This window comes from Clostridium swellfunianum, from assembly GCF_023656515.1.
Taxonomy (GTDB): domain Bacteria; phylum Bacillota; class Clostridia; order Clostridiales; family Clostridiaceae; genus Clostridium_AT; species Clostridium_AT swellfunianum.
The window spans coordinates 527035-549051 of record NZ_JAMOFV010000006.1; the positions used below are offsets into that span (position 1 = coordinate 527035).

13 protein-coding genes, 1 pseudogene and 1 other annotated feature are annotated in these 22017 nt (G+C 34.9%); of the genes and pseudogenes, 13 read left to right on the plus strand and 1 reads right to left on the minus strand.

Features of this window, described 5'->3' with window-relative positions; translation table 11 throughout:
- Positions 1–587: 587 nt before the first annotated feature.
- The 10 genes and pseudogenes from NBE98_RS02565 to sufU all read left to right on the plus strand — a co-directional run bounded on the left by NBE98_RS02565 (position 588) and on the right by sufU (position 16426).
- A complete protein-coding gene (locus NBE98_RS02565; protein WP_250812276.1) occupies positions 588–3872 on the plus strand; it encodes a DEAD/DEAH box helicase in 3285 nt (1094 codons plus the stop codon).
- A gap of 200 nt (positions 3873–4072) precedes the next feature.
- Positions 4073–4418: a binding site (T-box leader), on the plus strand.
- A gap of 158 nt (positions 4419–4576) precedes the next feature.
- Positions 4577–6526: pseudogene (gene metG, locus NBE98_RS02570) on the plus strand (methionine--tRNA ligase); the annotation flags it as partial.
- Positions 6527–6666: 140 nt separating this feature from the next.
- Positions 6667–7344, plus strand: coding sequence for a hypothetical protein (locus NBE98_RS02575; protein ID WP_250812280.1), 678 nt, complete (start codon positions 6667–6669; stop codon positions 7342–7344).
- 131 nt (positions 7345–7475) lie between these two features.
- Positions 7476–7823 (plus strand): hypothetical protein, encoded by a 348-nt coding sequence (locus tag NBE98_RS02580; RefSeq protein WP_250812285.1) that lies wholly within the window; start codon positions 7476–7478, stop codon positions 7821–7823.
- A 202-nt stretch (positions 7824–8025) separates the two neighbouring features.
- Positions 8026–11208 (plus strand): DUF5050 domain-containing protein, encoded by a 3183-nt coding sequence (locus NBE98_RS02585; RefSeq protein ID WP_250812287.1) that lies wholly within the window; start codon positions 8026–8028, stop codon positions 11206–11208.
- A gap of 258 nt (positions 11209–11466) precedes the next feature.
- A complete protein-coding gene (sufC, locus tag NBE98_RS02590) occupies positions 11467–12213 on the plus strand; it encodes a Fe-S cluster assembly ATPase SufC (RefSeq protein WP_250812289.1) in 747 nt (248 codons plus the stop codon).
- A 15-nt stretch (positions 12214–12228) separates the two neighbouring features.
- A complete protein-coding gene (gene sufB / locus NBE98_RS02595; protein WP_250812291.1) occupies positions 12229–13644 on the plus strand; it encodes a Fe-S cluster assembly protein SufB in 1416 nt (471 codons plus the stop codon).
- A 17-nt stretch (positions 13645–13661) separates the two neighbouring features.
- Positions 13662–14780, plus strand: coding sequence for a Fe-S cluster assembly protein SufD (sufD, locus tag NBE98_RS02600; protein ID WP_250812293.1), 1119 nt, complete (start codon positions 13662–13664; stop codon positions 14778–14780).
- Positions 14773–16011 (plus strand): cysteine desulfurase, encoded by a 1239-nt coding sequence (locus NBE98_RS02605; RefSeq protein WP_250812296.1) that lies wholly within the window; start codon positions 14773–14775, stop codon positions 16009–16011. Before sufD ends, NBE98_RS02605 begins: the two co-directional genes overlap by 8 nt.
- Positions 16001–16426 carry a Fe-S cluster assembly sulfur transfer protein SufU gene (gene sufU / locus NBE98_RS02610; protein WP_250812300.1) on the plus strand — a complete coding sequence of 142 codons (426 nt, stop codon included), beginning with the start codon at positions 16001–16003 and terminating at the stop codon, positions 16424–16426. The genes NBE98_RS02605 and sufU overlap by 11 nt, the downstream gene beginning before the upstream one ends.
- Before the next feature lie 115 nt (positions 16427–16541).
- Here the strand turns inward: sufU and NBE98_RS02615 are convergent, their stop codons facing one another.
- Positions 16542–17561 (minus strand): LCP family protein, encoded by a 1020-nt coding sequence (locus tag NBE98_RS02615; RefSeq protein WP_250812302.1) that lies wholly within the window; start codon positions 17559–17561, stop codon positions 16542–16544.
- Between the two features lie 480 nt (positions 17562–18041).
- Between NBE98_RS02615 and glmS the strand changes: the two genes are divergently transcribed.
- The 3 genes from glmS (at position 18042) to NBE98_RS02630 (ending at position 21856) form a co-directional block, all read left to right on the plus strand.
- Positions 18042–19868: a glutamine--fructose-6-phosphate transaminase (isomerizing) gene (gene glmS, locus NBE98_RS02620; protein WP_250812304.1), complete on the plus strand. Its 1827-nt coding sequence runs from the start codon at positions 18042–18044 to the stop codon at positions 19866–19868.
- Between the two features lie 390 nt (positions 19869–20258).
- Positions 20259–21341: a YVTN family beta-propeller repeat protein gene (locus NBE98_RS02625; protein ID WP_250812306.1), complete on the plus strand. Its 1083-nt coding sequence runs from the start codon at positions 20259–20261 to the stop codon at positions 21339–21341.
- A 143-nt stretch (positions 21342–21484) separates the two neighbouring features.
- Entirely contained in the window at positions 21485–21856 is a 372-nt protein-coding gene (locus tag NBE98_RS02630) for a four-helix bundle copper-binding protein (protein ID WP_250812311.1), read from the plus strand.
- Positions 21857–22017: the final 161 nt, after the last annotated feature.

Here is a 22017-nt window from a genome sequence, read left to right on the forward strand (position 1 = left end):
CGTTACGTACTCTAAACTCGCTACGCTTAAACAATAGAGTGGTCTTAACGGACTTCAAAAGTCGTCAAGCTAAGACTTTCTAAGTTTCGCTCAATGACTTCTACGATGAAATTGCCCCTCTATATCAACACTATTTTAAAACAGGCGTAAGTTTTGCAAAAGGCTATGTTAAGAGTACTGCTGAAGTAAGCAGGTGCTGTGATACCGTAGAAAGCATTGAAACAAACATTTATAAGACTTAACTTCTTTTATAGGAAGATGCGTTAAGAATCCATATTGGTGAAAAGTCTAAATGACTTTTCACGGGCATGTTTAGCCTGTGGGAACAGGCTGCGCTAAACTGCCCCGACAGAAGCGAAGCAAGTTTATTGGATTTAGCAGCTTCCTATAAAAGAAGTTTTAGTCTTATATGTGCAGTTGAAGCTTTCCTAGGTATCACAGCACCTGCGTAACTAGAGCAGTACTCTTTAACTTAGCCTAAAAGATATACACTTCTTTAATAAATTATTGTTTTATTGTGTTGAGTTTTTGTATACAATATAAGTTACGGGTATTTTTCTGCTTTAAAGCTGAAAGGATGAAATTTTATGTTTGAAATAGATGAACAGAACCTTAAAGGTAGCTGTGGAAATGTGATATTTGCAAGGGGACTTGATATGTACCTTAGAAATAAGGTGAGAAGGGTAGATGTAGAGATAGAAAGTGATGGAGAAGGTGCGGACAATGTTTTATCGCTGAATTCTTTGGTTGAATCTTCTTTTGGCAGAGATAATTACGAGGTTGAGGTTGAAATAAATGATAGGACCAGAAGAATCAAGTACTCCTGCGACTGTGAATATGCTCAAAGTTCGGAGCAAATGTGCAAGCATACAGTTGCAGTGCTTTTAAAGTGGAAAAGAGAAAAAGAAAGCATTATGAGAAGGAATGATTTTTTCACTAGTGCACGGACCAATCAGTTTATTGAGTACATGAAAAGTATTATGGCTAATAGCCATAGCAATCACAAAGAACTCAATATGGAAGTGAAGTATGAGCTTGATACCTTTGGTAAAAAGCACTCTATTGAGCTTAAAATAGGTGAAGAAAGAAGCTATGTAGTTAAGAATATGAGAAGCTTTCTACAGTCTATAACCAATGATGAAGAGCTTGAATTTGGTAAGAATTTTGCCTTTGACCCAAGGCTTCACGATTTTAATGAGATTGATAAGAAAATTATAGAATTGCTTATGGAAATATATGAGATAGATAAAAGTATAGCAGCTAACAATGGTGGTTTTGGCTTTCATTATGGAAGCTCAAGCGGTATTTTCTCAGGTAAGAAGGTTTACTTAACAGAATTACAAGCAAAAAGATTTTTTGATATTGTAAAGCATAGAAGCTTTGATGCAGAAATTAAAGGCGAAACACTAAGAGAAATATATATACTAGAACAAGACCTGCCGTTAGAGTTTGACTTGAAGCTTAAAAAAGACACTTTAGTAATTGAGCCAGGGAAAGAGATACCCCTGCCAATTACTGATGATGGAGCCTACTTTTTTTACAGAAACAATATTTATCATCCAAGCAGCCAGCAATCAAAGCTTTATTTACCCTTCTATAATGAGTTGATAAAGTCTAAAAATAGAACAATTGTGTTTTCAAAGCAGGATATTGATAAGGCAGCTTCTTATGTAATACCAACCATGAAAGCTATAAGTAAAAAGATAAATTTAGATAAAAAGCTTGAAGACAGATTTTTAGAGGAACCTTTAAAAATAGTTGCGTACCTTGATAAAGAAAATGAAGGAATATCCGCCAGCGTGGCTTTTGAGTATGGAAACCATCAAATAAATCCTGTAAGCGAGAAGGATACAATTGAGGATGGCAGGGTTCTTATAAGGGATATGCAGAAGGAACTGCAATTTATAGGTCTTATTAAGTCTATGGGCTTTTATGAAGATAGACCTAAATTTACTTTAACAAGCGAAGAAGCGTTATTGGATTTTATGTCAGAGGGAATTGGCAAGCTTCAGGAACTAGCTGATGTTTATTATTCTGAAAGTTTTAAAGGAATTAAGATATATAGCTCTGCTAATATAAAATCCAGTATAAAACTAAATGATGAGGATTTGCTGGAGTTTTCTTTTAATATAGAAGGGATTGATAGAAGCGAACTTAAAGAGGTTTTAAGTGCAATAAAACAAAAGAAAAAGTATTTTAAGCTTAGAAAAGGCGGGTTTGTTGCGCTTCAAAGCAAGGAGCTTCAGGATATTGGAAACATGGTGGAGTTTCTCGATATTAAAGAATCCGACTTAGAAAAGGACCAAATAATATTATCTAAGTATAATGCTCTATATATTGATCAAAATTTAAAGAGCAATAATATAACTTATGTTGAAAGAAATAAAAAATTTAGAGAGCTTGTTAATAATATAAGGGAAGTTCAGGAGCTTGATTTTAAAGTTCCAGAGCATCTTGAAGATGTCATGAGAGGCTATCAGAAGTTTGGCTTTAAGTGGCTTAAGACCTTGGCAAGCTGCGGCTTTGGAGGCATATTAGCAGATGAAATGGGACTTGGAAAAACCCTTCAAACTATAGCTTTTATTGAAGCTGATATTATTGAAAGTGGAAGTAATAAAAAACCGTCCATGGTAGTTGCACCAAGCTCATTAGTTTACAACTGGAAAAGCGAAATTGAAAAATTTGCACCAAGCCTTAAAACTTTAGTTGTGTCAGGCTCGAAGGATGAAAGAGAAGAAAAAAGAAAAGAGATTGAAGAGGCTGACGTAGTTATAACTTCTTACCCTTTAATAAGAAGGGATATAGAGGAATATAAGGAAATAAGCTTTAGATACTGCATATTAGATGAAGCTCAACAGATTAAAAATCCTACTTCCATAAATGCTCAATCTGTTAAAGAAATAAAGGCAGAAGGGTATTTTGCTTTAACTGGTACACCTATAGAAAATACTTTGACAGAGCTTTGGTCTATTTTTGATTTTTTAATGCCGGGTTATTTGCTTTCTCATGGGAAGTTTCTTAAAAAATATGAAACTCCTATTGTGAAAAATAAGGATATGATAGCACTAGAGCAGCTTAATAAACATGTTAAGCCTTTTATACTAAGAAGGCTTAAAAAGGATGTTGTAAAAGAGCTACCACCGAAAATAGAACATAAGCTTATTGTTGAGATGACCGAAGAACAGAAAAAGCTTTATGCAGCTTATATTGCTGAAGCAAAATCTGAAATTGACAGTGAGATAAGAGAGAAGGGCTTTAACAAAAGCAAGATAAAAATACTATCTACTCTAACAAGATTAAGACAGATTTGCTGCGATCCATCTGTTTTTGTTGAAAACTATCAGGGTGAAAGCGGCAAGCTTGAGGCTCTTGATAATATACTAGAGGAAACTATAAACGAAGGTCATAGAATACTTTTATTTTCACAGTTCACTACAGTGCTTAAAAATATTGCAAAGAGACTTGATAATAACAATGTTGACTACATGTATTTGGATGGACAGACTAAGATTGAAGCTAGAGGAACCATGGTTAAGGAATTTAATGAAGGCAAGTCAAATGTATTTCTAATCTCTCTTAAGGCTGGAGGCACAGGACTTAATTTGATTGGTGCTGATGTGGTTATACACTTTGACCCTTGGTGGAATCCAGCTGTTGAGGATCAAGCTACAGATAGAGCCCATAGAATTGGCCAGCAAAAAACTGTTGAGGTTATAAAACTTATTGCGCAGGGAACAATAGAAGAAAAAATATATAACCTTCAGGAAAAGAAGAAGGATATAATAAAATCGGTTATGAGTGAAGAAAGCAGTGAAGAAAGTTTGATTTCACAAATGACTCAAGAGGAAATTGAGGAGCTGTTTAAGCTTTAATTAAGGCGTATCTTCTTATCATGATATCAAGAAAAGAAGATATCATGATAAGAAGATATCGCGATATCTAGATTTCAAGATAAAAACTTATATTGTTAAGTAGTGTAATTCCGCAGACAGCTTTAAAAATAGGCAGTTTATATAAAAAATAAATCAACGATATTGACATAATAAGCTGTTTGGAATATTATAATATATAAATAAATGCAGTGATAAGAAGAGTAGCGAGTGAAAGTTTCTTAAAGAGAGCTGGGAAAGGTGAAAGCCAGCGGCACGGAAGCTTGTGAACATGGCCTTTGAGCAGATTGTCTGAAGTTAAGTAGGGCAGTACGGCAGCAACCGTTATATTGCAGGGTGATAAAAGTTCTTATAAATATCAAAGTAAATCGGCAATTTAATCTTCGTAAAAATCGTAGAAACATCGATATTTTGCTTGATTATATAGCTATTTACTAATTGAATTTATACAAACAGAGTCACTTATTGAGTTATCTATGGCGACATAGATATAAATTAGAGTGGTAACGCGTATATAGCGCCTCTATGTGGATTCTTCCGCATAGAGGCTTTTTATTTTTCTTGCATACCAAAAACAAAAATGGAAAAGATTAAAATATTATACGGAGGTTAAAGTCCTAAATGGACTTTAACGAGTAGTTTGCGAGCGGAGCGAGTGGTTTTAAACTACTCAGTGCTTCCGACTAAGAGGAGGAAAAAATATGACAAAGAAACCATATTACATCACAACACCAATATACTATCCATCAGCAAATCTTCACATAGGAAACACCTACACAACAGTAGCTGCTGATGCATTGGCTAGATTTAAAAGGCTTACAGGCTATGAAGTATTCTTCTTAACTGGAACAGATGAGCACGGTGAAAAGATACAAAGAATAGCTGAAGGCAAAGGGGTTACACCAAAGGCTTATGTAGACGAAATAGTAGCAGGAATAAAAGAGCTTTGGAAGCTTATGAACATAAGCTATGACAAGTTTATAAGAACAACTGATAACTATCATGAAAAAGCAGTACAAAAAATATTTAATCAGCTTTATGAGCAAGGAGATATTTACAAGAGCTCTTACGAAGGTCATTACTGCATACCATGCGAATCCTTCTGGACTGAAACTCAGCTTGTAAATGGAAATTGCCCAGACTGCGGAAGACCAGTTGAAAAGAAAACAGAAGAAGCATATTTCTTTAAAATGTCAAAATACGCTGACAGACTTATTGAGTATATAGAAACTCACCCAGAGTTTATTCAGCCTGAATCAAGAAAGAATGAAATGCTGAATAACTTCTTGAGACCAGGACTTCAAGATCTTTGCGTATCAAGAACTACTTTTAATTGGGGTATTCCAGTAGAATTTGATCCAGGTCATGTAGTTTATGTTTGGGTAGATGCATTATCAAACTATATAACAGCACTTGGCTATAACAACAATGTTGATGTTGAGCTTTATGACAAGTTCTGGCCAGCAGATGTTCACCTAATAGGAAAGGATATCTTAAGATTCCACACAATTTACTGGCCAATTATGCTGATGGCTTTAAATATTCCGCTTCCAAAGCAGGTATTTGGACACGGCTGGCTTTTAGTAGATGGCGGAAAGATGTCAAAATCAAAGGGCAATGTTGTAGACCCAGTGGTACTCGCAGAGCACTTTGGCGTTGATGCAATAAGATACTATTTATTAAGAGAAATACCATTTGGTTCAGATGGATTATTCAACAATGAAATATTTATAAAGAAAATAAATTCAGATTTAGCTAACGACCTTGGAAATCTTCTATCAAGAACTGTAGCAATGATAGAAAAATACTTTGAAGGAGTTATACCAGCACCAACAGCTAAGGAAGCAATAGATGACGAGCTTATAGGCTTAGCACTTGAAACTCCAAAGAAGGTTGAAGCTCATATAGATAACTTAAGAATTCCAGAAGCTTTAGCAGAAATATGGACACTAATTAGAAGAGCTAACAAGTATATAGATGAAACAACACCATGGATACTTGCAAAGGATGAAAGCAAGAAGGAAAGACTAGGAACAGTGCTTTACAACCTAGCTGAAACACTAAGATTCTCTTCGGTATTAATTTCTTCTTTCTTACCTCAAACAAGTGAGAAGCTTAATGAGCAGCTAAATGTTAACCTAACAGCTTGGGATACTTTATCGGCTTTTGATGGTACTGAAGCAAATGCTAAGGTTAAAAAAGGAGAGGCTATATTCCCAAGAATAGATGTGGAAGCTAAGCTTAAGGAGCTTGAAGCTTTAAAGGAAATTAAGGAAGAGCCAAAGCAGAGCATGCAGCCGCTTAAGGAAGAAATAACTATAGATGACTTTGAAAAAGTTGACTTAAGAGTGGTTAAGGTATTAGCCTGTGAGCCAATAAAGGGAGCAAAGAAGCTTCTAAAGCTTAAGGTTGATTTAGCTGGCGAAGAAAGACAGGTGGTTTCAGGTATAGCTCAATACTACAAGCCAGAAGACTTAGTTGGAAAGTATGTAGTATTAGTTGCAAACCTAAAGCCTGTAACATTAAGAGGGGAACTCTCACAGGGTATGATACTTGCAGCTTCAACAGATGATGACAGCAAGCTGTTCACTGTAAGCATCCCAGGTGAACTTCCAACTGGAAGCCAAGTAAGATAATAAACAAAGTATTTTAGACGCGAATAAATTTCGCGTCTATTTTTATAATTTTGGTATAAGTATTGGCAATTCTAGTGTTATTAATTGGACAAGTTGGTTATAATATATATAATAAATATCTAATTTGGGGTGCATGCTTAATGAAACATCTAAAAATAATTTTATCGGGAATATTAGCTCTTGCGTTAATTGGCACAGTTTACTATGGGAATATGCAAATTACTAAAAGACACAAGGTGCTTTCAGAATTAAGAGAAAATCTAGAGTCAATGCCAAAATCAAACAAGATTAAGGAAGAAAAGTTATCAGTTGAAGAAAAGACAGCAACTGATGCTGCTGTTGAACAGGGTGAAGAAAATAAGAAAGAAGCTGAAGAAGCAAAACAAAATACAAGCGTAGAAACTAATACTGTGAAAACTGATAACACAAAAACCACTAAGAAAAAAACTAGTACAACCACGAAAAAAACTGAAATAAATAATCCTCAGCAGGATAACGCAGCAAAAACTCCAAGTACATCTGATTCTAGCTCTGCTCCTGTGCAGAATACAGAACCAAAACCAGATAATTCAAATGAACAAACTGCGCAGCCTACAGAACCTCAACCGCCAGCTAAGCAGCCAGAAGAAAATTCAGGAACACCTTCAACGACGCCAACTGATAACTCAGGTAAGCCAGTGGATGGAAGTGGTAGCAATCCAACCGAAAATGTGACGCCAACAAATACTACACCGCCAGCAAGCAGCACACAAAACCCTACGGAAACTTCACAAGTTAAACAAGAAGGCACTACGGGGGGAAATGTTGTAAGTCAGTAAACCCATAATATTAGAGAATAGAACTTTGATACATAATTGGAACCTTAGTGCAATAACTTCTTAAAAGTTGAAATATCTCTATATTCTGTTATAATTTAATATAGAGACATGTTATCAGGAGAGTGGATATTATGAAAAGCAAACGAATCGCAACGTCAGGCTTTATTTTATTACTAACAGTGGCGCTTTTTTTTACAATTATAGTAGGCAATAAAAAATATGCTAAGGCACAACAAGAGCTTAGTACATTAAAGGAATCCATAACTACTTCAGTTCCAAAGGTAGAAGAAAAACCAAAAGAGGATGCTGAAATTGAAGAGAAAAGCACTACCGAAACTAAGATCAATGGTACTAACTCAAATTCAACTACTTCCGGCAATAAAACAAGTACAAGCAGTAAGACAAACACTCAGTCTCAAACAACAAAGTCAGGTTCGACAAGTACTCAAACTAAAACAAATACAAATACAAAAAGATAAGCTTAATTAGAAGATAATTCATTAATATGATGAATTATCTTTTTTATTTATCATAAATTCCCTGCCTCTTCTTAGGCAAGTAAACCCTTGATACTTTCAATTATTCTGTAATATAATTAACCAATAAAGAAGAAAAATGCTGAAAAAACAGTTATACATAAAAAATAAAGCAAGTATTGCTGGTTTTAGGGGGGGTGAGTGAATGAAGGGTTTTTTTAGAATTAAATCATGCTTAATTGCTATTATCTTTGCAATGCTAGCATGCAATTTTCTATACTTAGAAAAAGTTTATGCTTCGGATAGTTCATATTTGACAGGCATTAATGGTGGACAAGTATTTAATGAAAACAATCATGAGTACATGATTATCAATCAGATTATGACCTGGGAAGAGGCTAAAAGATATAGCGAAAGTAAAAGTGGATACCTGGCAACTATTACTTCAGAGGAAGAAAGGTTGTTTATACAAGAATTAACGGCTTCTCAGGGAACTTTGAATTCCTATTGGCTTGGCGCATCAGATGAAGAAAAAGAGGAAGAATGGAAATGGATAACTGGCGAACCTTTTTCTTTTGCAAATTGGGCTTATGGAGAACCTAACAATGCTTTAGGTAAGCATAGTGAAAATCATCTGGTTTTTTCAAAAAGCAGTGGACATTGGAATGACGAAAAGGGAACGAATCTAACTAATGGATTTGTAGTTGAGTGGGACTCTCAAAGGGACATTCAAAATGCAGATGTTAATATGGATGGGGCAGTAGATATACTTGACCTTGGATTAGTTGCCAAAAGATATAATGGGAATGAGCAAATATATGATATTAATAAGGATGGAGTAGTAGATATATATGACTTGGTAAAAATATCAAAAAAGTTATCCGTTCTTTACAAGGAAAATAACAGTATATCCATAGGGAATACTTTCGGTAATGCAATGAATTCGGGAATTGCAGCAAAGGATGATAAATATATTTATTATAGAAACGATAGCGATGGAGGGAAGCTATATAAAACAGATTTCCAAGGTATACTTTCAACAAAGCTAAGCGATGATGCAATTTATCACATAAATGTAATTGGAAATTGGATTTATTATAGAAATGATTCTGATGAAGGAAAGCTTTATAAAATAAGAACTGATGGTACAGACAGAATTAGGCTTGCAGACGACAAATATACAAGTCTCACAGTATCAGGTCAGTGGATTTATTATTCTAATGGCTCCGATGGGTTTAAACCTTATAAGATTAAGACAAATGGAGCTGAGAGACAAAAGCTGACAGATGAAAGCGTAAGTCTCTTGGGACTAGTTGGCACAGAATTATTTTATTTGAATACCTCTGACAATAATAGGATTTATAAAGTAAATGTAGACGGGACAAACAGAATTAGGTTATCTGATGATTCTATTTTCAGATATACAATATGGCAGGATAAAATATATTATATTAACAAAGATGATAATAATTTCGTATATAGAATGGATATAACAGGGAAAAACAAGCAAAAGTTTTGGGCAGAAAGTGTGCTAAATCTAAACACATCGGAAGGATATCTTTATTACAGCAGCGCAGAGGATGGAAGCCTTTACAGATTAAATCTACAAAGTAAAAGTAAATATAGAATAGGCTACGAAATAGCGACACAAAATGGACAACCAAATCCTTTAAATATAATAAATAATTGGATTTATTATGGTAATGGGGCTGATGGGGGAAAGCTATATAAAATAACTTCTGAAGGAGCCTTAAAACAAGCTGTAGACAACTATAAGGTTTATCAAAATAACTCTCTGGTTAAAGAATTTAACAATCAGAGTGAAGCGATAAATTATGCAAGTCAGCTTGATCATAGTAAGGTTGTAGGGGCAAACGCAAAGGTTGTTTGGCACAACTACCCTATGTACAAAGTATATGATGGGGGTGTACTAAGTAAGGAATTTCCTTCGGATAATCTTTTCAAGGTTATAGAGTATGCGAGAACGCTTACAAGCGGACGAGTGATTAAAATTGCCAGTGATGCTAGAGATGGAGATTTATTGTGGAGTAAAGGAAGATACAGAGTATTTCGCTATCAGGAATTGATGAAATTGTTTGATAGTGAAAATGATGCTAAAGCTTATGGTTCTACTATTGACCATGCTGCAGTTATTGATATGAATGGTCAAAATAAGTGGAATAACTACCCAGACTTTAAGGTTTATGAAAGCGGCAGGTTTTCGGGAGAATACAAGACCTTAGCAGAAGCAATTCAAGCAGCTTCAAGTAAAACAAATTCTACCGCCTTTAAAGAGGATAGTATTTTTAGCAGTCCTACAGTAGAAGCTTGGAGCAATAGATCAAAGAAATACTATGTATATAACGATGAGGTTTTATTAAATTCCTTTGATAGTGTAAATGATAGTTTAATCTTTGCTCAGCAAAGCAGTAATAGAACAGTGATAGATTCAGCGGGTATAACTTTATGGAATTCCAGCAATAGCCTAAAAGGCTTTGTTACCTCAGTTAGTACACCTTTAAATGTGCGAAGCGGAGCAGGAACTACTAATTCCATAATTGGAAAACTTAATTACTTAAATGGGGTTGAAATAACAAATGTGTTAACGGGCTGGTATCAAATAAAATATGGAACAGGCATAGGCTATGTATCAGCTGCGTATATTGAAATAGGTGCTGCACAAAGACGTCAAGATATAATTAAAATTGCCATTGGAATAACTTCTAAATTTGAAGGGGAAGGTTATACAGCAATTGCAGGTAATTTTGATGGACAAGGTTTATCTGTAGGTATACTGCAATGGAACATAGGTACTGGTACACTTCAGCCTCTTTTAAGAAGAATGGATACTGAATACAATCAAATAATGAGAAATATATTTGGAACTAACTATGACAGCATTCATTTAATGCTTGATAAAAGCCGAGCTGATCAATTGGCTTGGGCGGTAAGTATAAATAATTCATTAAATAAAATCATTGAACCTTGGCGTACACAGATTTATAATCTTTGCAGTACACCGGAGTATCAGCAGATACAAAGGGATGCAACGGCAACTTATACAAGCAAAGCTGCAAGTATTACTTATACCTATAATCTTAAAAGCACCAGAGCTTATGCTTTAGCCTTTGATATAGCAACTCAAAATGGTGCTGTAAACTCTACAGCTGCAGCAACTATAAGTCAAGCGCAGCAGCAGAGGCCTAATATGACTGAAAAAGAACTTCTCACTGTAATTGCTAATGCTGTAGCTGACGCTGCAAATCCAGCATATACTGAGGATGTTCGATCAAGAAAGTTATGTATTGTTAATGGCAGCGGTATTGTACACAGGACACAATTTTACCTGGACAGAGATTATGGTCTAAGTGATGAATCATGGAGATAAATATAGATTAAATTTTCCCGAAGCAGATAAAAGCTTCGGGTTTTTATCATTCAAAGCAATTATAGCTATTCCCCCTTGACTAATTCAGAGTAAAATAGTAGGATATACATATAAAATGAATTCAGAGTGGAACAATCGGATATAATAAGGATAAGTGGTAAAATTTGATTTAAATCACATAAAAATTTCTAATACTATTTTACAATAAAAGTAGAGTAAAATAGTCGGATATGATAATGAAAAAGGAGATATAAGGTCATGGAAAATAAGTTATTAAAAATAGAAAACCTAAAAACTCAAATAGAAGGCAAGGACATTTTAAAAGGATTAAATTTAGAAGTTGGCAAAGGTGAAGTTCACGCTATAATGGGGCCTAACGGAGCAGGTAAATCAACATTAGCGAATACTTTAATGGGGCACCCAAAGTATGAAATTGTTGATGGAGAAATGATATTTGAAGGTGAAATGCTAAATGAATTAAAAGCTAACGAAAGAGCAAAGAAGGGGTTATTCCTATCCTTTCAATATCCAGAAGAAATACCTGGCGTTACAGTAGAAAACTTTTTAAGAACTGCTAAGATAGCTGTAACAGGAAAGCCTTTAAAGGTTATGGCTTTTAAAAAGGCATTAAAAGAAAAAATGGAGCTTCTTGAAATGAAGGAAGAATATGCTCAAAGGTATTTAAATCAAGGCTTTTCTGGTGGAGAAAAGAAAAAGAACGAGATTCTTCAAATGGCTATACTTGAGCCTAAGCTAGCAATACTAGACGAAACAGATTCAGGTCTTGATGTTGACGCTATAAAAATAGTAGCTCAAGGGGTTAATGCTTTAAAAAATAGTGATAATTCAATATTAATAATAACTCACCACAATAAGATATTAGATTATTTAAAGCCAGACTTTGTTCATATAATGGTAGACGGAAAAATAGTTAAGACAGGGGACTTCTCATTAGCTAAGGAAATAGAAGCTAACGGATATGAAGCCTTCAAGTCCTCACTGTAAGGAGGCTGATTAAATATGGAAGAAAAGCTTAGAAAGAAAACTCATATAGATGACTTAGACAGAGGCATATACGACGTAAAGAATGAATTTAAATATAGCTATAAGGCAGATGAAGGTTTAACACCAGAGATTGTACGTCAAATTTCTATGGAAAAGAACGAACCGCAGTGGATGACTGATTTTAGGTTAAAGTCATTAGAATTATACAACAGCATTGCAGTACCGCCTTGGGGACCAGATATATCAGAGCTTGATATGGATAATATCGTAACCTATGTTAAGCCAAATACTGATATGAAGGGAACCTGGGAGGAAGTACCCGAGGATATAAAAAAGACCTTTGATTTACTTGGAATACCACAAGCTGAAAGAACTTCACTAGCAGGGGTTGGAGCACAGTACGATTCAGAGGTTGTTTATCACAGTATAAGAGAAGATCTAGTTAAAAAAGGTGTAGTTTATACTGATATGGAAACAGCAATAAAGGACTACGAGGATATAGTTAAAGAGTACTTTATGACTTGCGTTCCTCCAAGCGATCATAAATTTGCGGCACTTCACGGTGCAGTTTGGTCAGGTGGATCTTTTGTGTATGTGCCAGAAGGTGTAGAGGTTGATATACCGCTTCAATCCTATTTCAGACTTAATGCTCCAGGAGCAGGACAGTTTGAGCATACGCTAATAATAGTAGAAAAGGGTGCAAAGCTTCACTTTATAGAAGGGTGTTCAGCACCTAAGTATAATGTTAATAACCTTCATGCTGGTTGTGTAGAACTTTTCGTTAAGGAAGGTGCAAGACTTCGCTACAGCACAATAGAAAACTGGTCGAAGAATATGTATAATCTAAATACAAAGAGGGCTATAGTTGAAAAAGATGGTTTAATGGAATGGGTATCAGGATCTTTTGGATCAAAGGTTTCTATGCTTTATCCAATGACAATTTTAAAAGGTGAAAGAGCAAAAGCTGAATTTACAGGCATAACCTTTGCAGGAAAAGGTCAGCATTTAGATACAGGAGCTAAAATGGTGCATGCAGCACCTTATACTACTTCATCAATAAATTCAAAGTCTATATCAAAGGATGGAGGAATAGCGCTTTACAGAGGAGCTTTAAGAGTAGCGCCAAATGCGCATCACTCAAAATCCACAGTAACCTGTGAATCCTTAATGCTTGATAACAAATCAAAATCAGATACAGTACCAGTTATAGATTTAATGAACGATGAAGTTGATATCGGACACGAAGCTAAAATAGGAAGAATTAGCGATGAGGCTATTTTCTACCTAATGAGCAGAGGAATAAGTGAAGAGGAAGCAAAGGCAATGATAGTTAGAGGTTTCGTAGAACCAATAGCTAAAGAGCTTCCACTAGAATATGCAGTTGAAATGAATAACCTAATCAAGCTTGAGCTTGAAGGTACAATAGGATAGAAGGGGAGGGAAAATAAATGAATATAGGAAACAAAGCTCTAAATACCCTTCCAGTTATAACTTGGAGATGGCTAAAGGTTAACGAAGCAAAGCTTAAGGATTTCAAGGTTTCAGAAATTCCAGCGTACACTAAGCCTTATATTAGCTCTGAGAACTTTGAGGAAGTTATAGTTAAAAACATGAACTCAAATTTAAAGGTTTATGAAAATATAAAGTACTTTATAAATAAAGAAGAACACTATGGAGTATCAGAAGAATTTGTAGCACTTGGCGAAAAACATTACAATGCAGGCGTATTTGTTCATGCCCCAAGAAATACAAAAATAGATACACCAATAAGACTTGAGTATAAATTAGATGAAGAAAATTCTGCAGTAATTGATAATAATATAATTATTGCCGAGGAAAACAGCGAAGTAACAGTAGTTATCGACTACACAACTTCTGATGAGGTTGAAGCTTTCCACAATGGTGTAACAAAGGTTTATGCTAAAGACAATGCAGTGGTTAAGATAATAAAAATTCAGAGAATGAATAATAAATCCTATCATTTTGATTCTCACGTAGCCTACAGCGGCTACGGTGCAAAGGTTAATTGGATTCAGGTTGAGCTTGGAGCTAAAAACAGCGTAACTAATTTTATAAACAACTTAAATGAAGTAAGCAGTGAAGCAAATATCAGCTCAGTTTATTTAGCTGATGGTGAGAGAAATATAGACTTAAGCTATCTCATGAATCATAGAGGCAGAAGAAGCATAAGCAACATTGAAACTAGAGGAGCCTTAAAGGATAAGGCTAAGAAGGTGTTCAGAGGTACTCTTGATTTTAAGAGAGGTGCAAGCCGCTCAAAGGGAAGCGAAGAGGAATTTGCAATCCTTCTAGACAAGACAGTTAAATCAGATGCTATTCCACTTTTACTTTGTGAAGAGGATGATGTAGAAGGTATGCATGCTGCAAGTGCAGGGCAAATAGATGCTGATAAGCTTTTTTATCTGATGAGCCGTGGATTAGATGAAAGAGAAGCAAAGAAGCTTATAGTTGAAGCTTCCTTTACACCAATAATAGATAAAATTCCTCTGGAGGATTTAAGAGAAGCTATCGCAGAGGAAGTTCACAGGAGAATTGTAAATGCCTAACTTTAATGTAGAAGAATTGAGAAAGGATTTTCCTATCCTTTCTCAAAATGTACACGGCAAACCATTAGTATATCTTGATAACGCTGCAACAACTCATAAGCCAAATGCTGTGCTTGATGCTATGAGAAATTATCATCATCAGCACAATGGAAATCCACACAGAGGGGCACATTATCTTTCTGTTATGGCAACTGATGCTTATGAAAACACACGAGAAAAGGTTAGAAAGTTTATAAATGCTAAGTCTACTAAGGAAATAATCTTTACAAGAAATGCTACAGAATCTTTAAACCTTGTTGCTTATTCCTATGGAATGAACTTTATAAATGAGGGTGACGAAATAGTACTTTGCATATCAGAGCACCACAGCAATATAGTTCCATGGCAGCAGGTAGCAAAGGCTAAGGGTGCAGTGCTTAAATTTATGTATTTAAACTCTGACTTTAGATTGTCTATGGACGAGGTTAAAGCTAAGATAACAGATAAAACAAAATTAGTTGGAATTGCTCAAATGTCAAACGTTCTAGGAGTTATTTATCCAGTTAAAGAAATAGCTGAATATGCTCATTCAATGGGTGCAGTAGTTTTAGTTGATGGAGCTCAAAGCGTACCTCACATGAAGGTTGATGTTAGAGATATAAATGCAGACTTTTTTGTATTCTCAGGTCATAAAATGCTTGCGCCAATGGGCATTGGAGTGCTTTATGGCAAAAAGGAACTGCTTCAAAAAATGCCTCCATTTTTAATGGGCGGCGACATGATTGAATATGTAGAAGAACAGAAAACAAGCTATGCTGATTTACCTTTTAAATTTGAAGCAGGAACTCAAAATGTAGAAGGTGCAGTAGGATTATCAGCAGCTATAGATTATCTAGAAAACTTAGGCCTCTCAAATATTCATAAATATGAGCTTGAATTAACTGCCTATGCTCTGGAGGAAATGAGTAAAATACCATACATTAAAATTTATGGCCCAAGGGATATGGAAAACAGGGGTGGAGTAATATCCTTCAGTATAGAAGGTTGTCATCCTCATGACACTGCAAGCATAGTTGACACTTATGGGGTAGCAATAAGAGCAGGACATCACTGTGCACAGCCTTTAATGAAGCATTTAGGAGCGCCGGCAACTTCAAGAGCAAGCTTTTACTTCTACAACACAAAGGAAGAAGTTGATGTGTTCATAAACAGTATTAAAAATGTAAGGGGGTGGCTAGGTTATGGATCTTAGTCAAATATATACAGAGCTTATAATGGAGCATAGTCAAAGTACTCATAACAAAAGACACCTACATCATGCTGATGCTTGTGAGAGAGGACATAATCCTAGCTGCGGTGATGACATAGCTTTAGAGGTTAAGTTTAATGGAGATATTATAGAAGAAGCAGCCTTTACAGGCAGCGGCTGTGCTATATCCCAAGCTTCCACATCCATGATGATTGACCTTATAACAGGTAAATCCAAAGAGGAAGCGCTGGAATTGGTTGAAACCTTCATTGGTATGATTAAAAGAGAAATTACTGATGATGGACAGCTTGAAGTGCTTGAAGATGCTATTGTTTTAAAAAATATATCAAATATGCCTGCTAGAGTAAAATGTGCGGTACTCGCTTGGCATACCTTGAAAGAGGCAATAAATAATTAGCAGTAAAAGATTATGCAAAAGGCAGAAAAAGAAGCTGAAATATATAAAACCTGCTGTATGAGCTTATCATTAAGCAGGTTTTATATATTTCAGCTATAATTTTAATCATAACCAATTACTGAATAAATATAAAGTCATGAAGAGCATCTATTGTAGGCTTTTTATCCCACTTCATATAGTATAATCCGTCCTTAGGATTTGTATAATCATGAGCTGTACTGTCTGTCGGTATTCTAAATTGTACAGGTTTTGTTAACTTATTGGTAACTATATAAGATCCAAGACTTAGTATTTCACCTTTTCCCAAATTAGTTTCCACAAGTGGAAGAAGCTTATCTGTAATACTAACTAATTCAATAGGGTTTTTATCTGAAAACTTCCTCAAAATCTCTGAAATTACCCTTCGCTGTCTTTCAGTTCTTTCATAGTCATAGTTTCCAACATATCGTATTCTGGAATAAGCAACTGCCTGTTTTCCATTTAAGGTTTGGAGACCTGATTTTTTTATTGTAGTATATTTCTTTCCTCCAGAATTAGCCATACCTTTTTGATAGCCATTTATAAGATCAATTTCTTCAGCTTTAACATTAATTTCAACTCCACCTAGATAGTCTACTATTTTTTCCACATCAGAAAAATCCACTTTGACATAATCTTTTATATTCATATTAAAGCTTTGGTTTACAGTTTTAACCAAAAGCTGAGGACCGCCATAGGAATAAGCATACTTAAGCTTTGTATCACCAACTCCGTCAACATTAACAAGGCTATCTCTCATGATAGAGGTAAGTTTTAATTTTTTATTATACCTGTCTACAGTTGCAATTAAAATACTGTCAGCACTAAAGGCATTATTAACCTCCTTTGTTACATCAATACCCATAACCAATATATTAGAATAGTCCTTTTCAATGTCTGGGGAATTTTTGCCTGATGCATTTTTCAAAGCTTCATTGGCTGATTGTTTATAACCGTTCTCGTCTATACCCAGTGAATTTTCATCTAATTTTGCTGTTTTAAGTTTCCCAAGCTTGCTGTAGCCAAAAAAGCCAGCACCTAGGAATAGCACAAGAAACACAGCTGTTATAATTATAATTATTTTAGATTTTCTTTTCTTTCTATTAGCTCTAGACATAAAATAATCTCCTTTTACGTGTTAATGCAGCACAAATACATTATAAAATAGTTTGTGTAAAAAACACAGAAATATTTTTCAAAAGCACGAAACATAGTTGCGGCACATATTGAAAAGGATAAAATAAACTTTAAATGTTGACCAATTGCAGTATACTCCAATATAATGGTATAGTAAATTAATTTGAAGGGTGAAATAGTTAAAGGAGGACAGCAGATATAAAAGTAAACTTAAAGCGCCAGAACTTAAGAAGTAAAATTAAGTTGACGAGGTTGGGGAGTATCGAATCTTCGGCGGGTGCCCCACGGTATCGCACTACCGTTAACGGCTGATAAAGCTGAAAAGTGATTTTCAGTACAACATCAGTCTGGTGTTAAAGCCTTTCTTAATAAATAGATTGAGTCTTAGATTTTAAAACATACTATATCTAAGATTTGTTAAAGTTGTCTAAAAAATTAGGAATAAGAGAGGAAGAATATTATGTGCGGAATAGTAGGATATGTTGGAAAGAAAGAAGCGTCACCAGTTTTAATAAATGGTCTATCAAAGCTTGAATACAGAGGTTACGACTCAGCAGGAGTTGCAATCATTGAAAATAATAAATTAAAGATTTCAAAATGCAAGGGAAGACTTGCAAACCTTGAAGCAAAGCTTCAGCAAGAACCTATTCACGGAGCTGTAGGAATAGGTCATACAAGATGGGCTACACATGGAGAGCCATCAGATTTAAATTCCCATCCACATTCTAACGAAGATGAAACAATAAGCGTTGTTCATAATGGAATAATAGAAAACTATCTTCATTTAAGAGAATGGTTAACAAGCAAGGGCTATAAGTTCATGTCTGAAACAGATACAGAGGTTATACCTCACCTTGTAGACTATTATTACCAGGGAAACTTAGAAGATGCTGTAATGAAGGCTATATCAAAAATGGATGGAAGCTATGCTTTAGGCGTTGTCTCAACACATGAGCCAGGAAAGCTTGTAGCAGTAAGAAAAGACAGCCCGCTTATAGTTGGAGTAGGCAAGGATGAATTCTTTATAGCCTCAGATATCCCTGCAATATTAAATTACACAAGGGATGTATATCTTCTAAATGATAAGGAATTTGTTGTTATAACTCAAGACGGAATTAAGCTTCTTACAGAAGAAGGAGATATAATAAACAAGGATATCTTCCATGTAACCTGGAATGCAGATGCTGCTGAAAAGGGCGGTTATGAGCACTTCATGATTAAGGAAATACATGAGCAGCCAAAGGCTATAAGAGATACAATGACCTCTAGAATAGCTCTTGAAAAGCCAATAACCTTAGATAAGATAAGCCTAACTAAGGAGCAGCTTGAAAATATAGATAAAGTTTATATAGTTGCCTGCGGAACAGCTTATCATGCAGGCGTTGTAGGCAAGTATGCCATAGAGCAGCTTGCAAGAATACCAGTTGAGGTAGATATTGCTTCAGAATTTAGATATAGAAATCCAATAATAAATGAAAAAACTCTTATGATAGTAGTAAGCCAATCAGGTGAGACAGCGGATACTCTAGCTGCTTTAAGAGAAGCCAAGAAGCATGGAGCAAGAGTTATAGCTGTAACAAATGTTGTTGGAAGCTCAGCATCAAGAGAGGCTCATGATGTTCTATATACCTGGGCAGGACCAGAAATTGCAGTTGCATCAACAAAGGCTTATACAACTCAGTTAATAGCAATGTATATAATGGCTCTTTACTTTGCAGAGCAAAAAGGAACATTAAGCAGCGAAAGAATAGAAGAAATTAAGAAAGAAATGCTTCAGCTTCCTGAGAAAGCAGAAGAAACTTTAAAGCATAAGGATGTGCTTCAAAGATTTGCTTCAAAAACCTATATGCATAAAGATATGTTCTTCCTAGGAAGAGGTGTGGATTATGCAGTAGCTATGGAAGGTTCCTTAAAGCTTAAGGAAATTTCCTATATTCACTCAGAGGCCTATGCAGCAGGAGAGTTAAAGCACGGCACTATAGCTCTTATTGAAAATGGAACTGTAGTTATAGCTTTAGCAACACAAGATAACCTCTTTGAAAAGATGGTAAGCAATATAAAAGAAGTTAAGACAAGAGGCGCAAATGTGCTAGCCTTTGCTTTTGAAGGAAATAACGATATAGAAAAGACTGTAGATTCAGCTTTATATATACCAAAAACAGAAACAGTACTTGCACCAGTACTTTCAGTAATACCGCTTCAATTATTAGCTTACTACATGGCAGTTCAGAAGGGCTGCGATGTTGATAAGCCAAGGAATTTGGCCAAGAGCGTTACAGTTGAATAGTTAGGCTGGGTAGTTGGTAAGTTTTTTGAAATTGTTTATGCGGATTATAATTAATATTGTCACACATTATATTTAATCCTGTAACAAATTATGATAAAAAATATGTCACCAAATTTTAAGAAAAATAAGCTGAAACTCCCGTGTTTACGGGAGTTTCAGCTTATTTATTTTTAGAGCGTGATAAAAGTTACAGAAACAACAAACCTTATGATATATAATAATCTACAAGTTAGAGAATGATACATTTGAATTTAATGTAAATTTGTGAATAAAAAACGTTATAGTGCTAATAATGCATATTAAAAAATAAAGCTTCTTCATATCATCTTCATAACTGTATAATATAATAATCAATATCAGATGAAGATGCACATCAAAAGGAGGAAACATATGTTTAATTCGAAATATTTCAAACTTATAGGAAGCTCTGTGGTGTTAACTTTGACTCTTGCAGCCTGCAGCAGCACTGTAAAAAATAATACTCAAGCACCTAAAATATCAGAACAGAATAAAGCTGAAACTAAGGTAGAGCAAAAGGTTCCAGCTTATATATATACAGCAAATGAAAGTGGAAGTATATCTAAAATAGATGTAGCTACCAATAAAGTTGTTGAAACCTTTAAAGACGAAGGCTCTCCACATAATGTTCAAGTATCACCAGATGGTAAAGTTTTTGCTTATACATCTGCAGTTAAGATGGCAAAAGGTCAAACAGAACATGGTGCTATGAGCATGAATGGGTCAGCAGTATTTTATGATGTAGAAACAGGAAAGCAAATTAGGAAAGTTGAAGTAGGTAAGCATCCAGCCCATATAGTGTTTACTGAGGATGGAAAGTATGCAATAGTTACTAATAACGAAGATAATAACGTATCTATAATTGATGCAAAGACTTATAAGTTAATTAATAACGTTATAGTTGGAAAAGGACCACATGGTTTTAGAATTTCTGCTGACAGCCAATACGCATATATAGCTAATATGGGTGAAGATACAGTAAGTATTGTTGACATCACTAATATTAAAGAAGTTAAAAAGATAAAAGTAGGTAAGACTCCAGTAACTACTGGATTAACTAGTGATGGTAAGACCCTAGTAGCAACAGTTAATGCTGAAAACTATCTAGCCGTAGTAGACTTATCTACAGATAAAATTGAAAAGATAGCTGTAGGAGTAGGACCAGCACAGGTATATTTATCAACAGATGATAAGTATGCATTTGTTGCAAATCAAGGAACAGAGAAAGATCCTTCAAATACTATCACAAAAGTTAATTTAACAACTAAACAGGTTGTAGCTACAATAGAAGCAGGCAAGGGTGCTCATGGAGTAGTAGTAAGTCCTGATAATAAGTTTGTTTATGTAACTAATATGTATGAAGCAACAGTCAGCGTAATAGATAATGAAACAAATAAAGTGGTTGCGACCATACCAGTAGATGAAGAGCCAAATGGCATAAGTTTTAAAAAGTAGATATTTAGTCATATTAAAGACTTGGCAATTTAATTGTCAGGTCTTTAATATATTATAGGAAAAAATATTAATATGATAATTCAGAGTTTTAGGGAGATAATAAGTTTTGTGATAAAAAGTAAAAATACTAGGAGGAATTAATTATGCAAGCAACAATGGATATACCTGCTGTATCACTTATGCCAAAAGGAAACCCACATCAAACTTGTATAGACGCATGTATGAAATGTGTTCAAATTTGTGAAGAATGCTTTAATATGTGCCTACAAGAAGCAGATGTAAAAGCAAGAACAAGTTGCATAAAGACTCTTCAGGATTGTGCTGAAATTTGTTCTACAGCAGCATGTTTTATGTCAAGAGATAGTGGAAGTATAAAAGAAATATGCAATATATGTGCAACAATCTGCGAGAAATGTGCAACTGAATGTGATATGTTTAAAGATCAACATTGTAAGACTTGTGCAGACACTTGCAGACAATGTGCAACTGAATGCAGAAATATGGCTAAAATGTAATAGTCATTAGTTAAAGCAGCGTAAGTGTTACTCATTTAGGCTGCTTTATAATTTTTGCTTGATTAACAAGGAAAATATACAATAAAAGGAGAATAGAAGTGTATGTTAACAAAGGAGCCTGTAGAGCATGATAAAGGTCTAGACAACACTTTGGATTTTTT

Coding starts and splice junctions, on each gene's coding strand:
- NBE98_RS02565 (WP_250812276.1), top strand. CDS start 588: ATGTTTGAAATAGATGAACAGAACCTTAAAGGTAGCTGTGGAAATGTG.
- NBE98_RS02575 (WP_250812280.1), top strand. CDS start 6,667: ATGAAACATCTAAAAATAATTTTATCGGGAATATTAGCTCTTGCGTTA.
- NBE98_RS02580 (WP_250812285.1), top strand. CDS start 7,476: ATGAAAAGCAAACGAATCGCAACGTCAGGCTTTATTTTATTACTAACA.
- NBE98_RS02585 (WP_250812287.1), top strand. CDS start 8,026: ATGAAGGGTTTTTTTAGAATTAAATCATGCTTAATTGCTATTATCTTT.
- sufC (WP_250812289.1), top strand. CDS start 11,467: ATGGAAAATAAGTTATTAAAAATAGAAAACCTAAAAACTCAAATAGAA.
- sufB (WP_250812291.1), top strand. CDS start 12,229: ATGGAAGAAAAGCTTAGAAAGAAAACTCATATAGATGACTTAGACAGA.
- sufD (WP_250812293.1), top strand. CDS start 13,662: ATGAATATAGGAAACAAAGCTCTAAATACCCTTCCAGTTATAACTTGG.
- NBE98_RS02605 (WP_250812296.1), top strand. CDS start 14,773: ATGCCTAACTTTAATGTAGAAGAATTGAGAAAGGATTTTCCTATCCTT.
- sufU (WP_250812300.1), top strand. CDS start 16,001: ATGGATCTTAGTCAAATATATACAGAGCTTATAATGGAGCATAGTCAA.
- NBE98_RS02615 (WP_250812302.1), bottom strand. CDS start 17,561: ATGTCTAGAGCTAATAGAAAGAAAAGAAAATCTAAAATAATTATAATT.
- glmS (WP_250812304.1), top strand. CDS start 18,042: ATGTGCGGAATAGTAGGATATGTTGGAAAGAAAGAAGCGTCACCAGTT.
- NBE98_RS02625 (WP_250812306.1), top strand. CDS start 20,259: ATGTTTAATTCGAAATATTTCAAACTTATAGGAAGCTCTGTGGTGTTA.
- NBE98_RS02630 (WP_250812311.1), top strand. CDS start 21,485: ATGCAAGCAACAATGGATATACCTGCTGTATCACTTATGCCAAAAGGA.